Source organism: Nocardiopsis sp. RV163 (assembly GCF_001029525.1).
Lineage (GTDB): Bacteria > Actinomycetota > Actinomycetes > Streptosporangiales > Streptosporangiaceae > Nocardiopsis > Nocardiopsis dassonvillei.
In genome coordinates this window covers 1-1,613 of the sequence record NZ_LEKI01000329.1, presented here as the reverse complement: position 1 = coordinate 1,613, position 1,613 = coordinate 1, and the positions used below count along the sequence as shown (strand labels likewise).

The following is a 1,613-nucleotide window of genomic DNA, read 5'->3' as shown; positions in this document are numbered from 1 at the left end:
GTTCGGGGGTGGGGATCGGGCAGAGCCTGGACGACCTGTCGGCGTTCACGTCGGTGGCGGGGTGGCGGAGCCCGCCGCCGGTCCTGGTCCGGGCGCTGGCCGAGGGGTGGGCGGACGCGGGACGCGGCTGGGACACATGCCAGGACCCGCTGACCGGCCTGGCCACCGCGGAGTACCTGCGGACCCGGCTCGGTGAGCTGTACCGGCACACCGGCGACGGGGCGCCGCCCGCCTCGGGGCACCGGCTCGTGGTCGTGGCGCTGGACCCTGGGATCGACCCGTGGCGGCGCACCGCGCGGTTGATCGTGCTCGGCCACGAACTGCGCGGGTTCTTCACGCGCGGGGAGTCGGTGTGCCTGCTGGCCCGGGGGCGGATCGCGGTGGTGGCCCCCGAGTCCGCGGAGCTGGACGGCGAACTGGACGCGCTGCGCCGGGGGACCTGCTGGGAGCACGGGGCTGCCGTGTGGACTGTGCCCCTGCCCGCCACCCACGGGGAGGCGATGGCCCTGATCGGGGGGCTGGGGGAGAGGAGATGACCTGAGGACGCCGTCCCAGCGCCGCGGGGCCCCGGCCTGAGCGGCCCGGCGCGGGACGGCCGAGCCGACTGGACCGGTGCTTCGCCGAGGGGACGGAACCGGACGGTCGGCGCCCGCCGGACCGGGTTGTCCGGGTTCTCTGGCCCGTGGAAGGGCGGCCCGTGAACCGGCCCGGCGGATGGGGGGCGCCGTACGGCGTCTCCGGAGGCGCGTCCGCAAGGGGAGGCGGACGCGCCTCCCCCTGCCGTCACCCGACCACGGGTCCGTCTGTTCGTCGGGCGTGGGCACCCCGCCCTTCAGGGCGGGGGGAACGCCCTCTCCGCCCTCGCGGCTTTGTGTCGGATTGGGCTGACGCGATCGCGGGGCGGTCGCTACGGTGCGTGCCGTGACCGGAGAGAGCGTGAAGCGGACCTGTCGGTACCGCTTCCACCCGGCCGACGCGCAGGCCGCCGGACTGTGGCACGCGTTCGGGTGCGTGGGCCCTGCACGGGCGGGACCCGGTCGTGGTGGACCGGTCCTTGCCCTCCTCCAAGGCGTGCTCGACGCCCGGGGGCGGGCGCGTCCAGGCGTCGTCGCCGCCGCGCGCACGGGAGCGGGCGCGCCCCCGGCGCGGAGCGGCCCGTGACCGAGGCGTGGACGCGGCGAACGATCCCGGGGCCGCCGGACCGGAGGTGTCGGCCGGGCCCCCGCCGTGTGCTCACGGCCGAGCCCACACGGCAGGGGCGGGAGTTGGCGTGAGACCTCGACGGGAGCCCTCCCGGACGGGGCGGCCCGTGACGGGGCCCCGGCCCCGAACCACCGGTAGGCGGTTCCGGGTTCTGCCGCCTCCAGGCAGGAGAGGAGGTCAACCCAGGTTGAGGCGTCCTCCGGTCACCGCGAAGACGGCCCGGCGCCAGGGGGAGGCCGGAACGCTCCTCACCGCGGCGATCCTCTGCTCGTATCCGCCCCGCACGGGGGTGCGCCCGTCGCCCAAGGCGTCGATCCAGGACTCGATCCCCTGCGCCGAGGGGGCCCGTGCCGGGGTGTCCCGTGCCGAGGGGGCCTGCGTGGGCGGGGGGTTCGCGGCCGGGGCGTACG

At 77.1% G+C, this 1,613-nt stretch carries 2 protein-coding genes; one reads left to right on the top strand and one right to left on the bottom strand.

All coding sequences use genetic code 11. From position 1 onward, the window contains the following. Positions 1 to 536 (top strand): hypothetical protein (locus ABD54_RS26510; protein WP_047872285.1); only part of this gene is annotated, 536 nt, incomplete at its 5' end. A gap of 844 nt (positions 537 to 1,380) precedes the next feature. On the opposite strand, the gene ABD54_RS28445 is transcribed toward ABD54_RS26510, so the two are convergent. Further along, on the bottom strand, positions 1,381 to 1,613 hold a 233-nt coding region (locus ABD54_RS28445), incomplete at its 5' end, for a hypothetical protein (protein ID WP_047872284.1).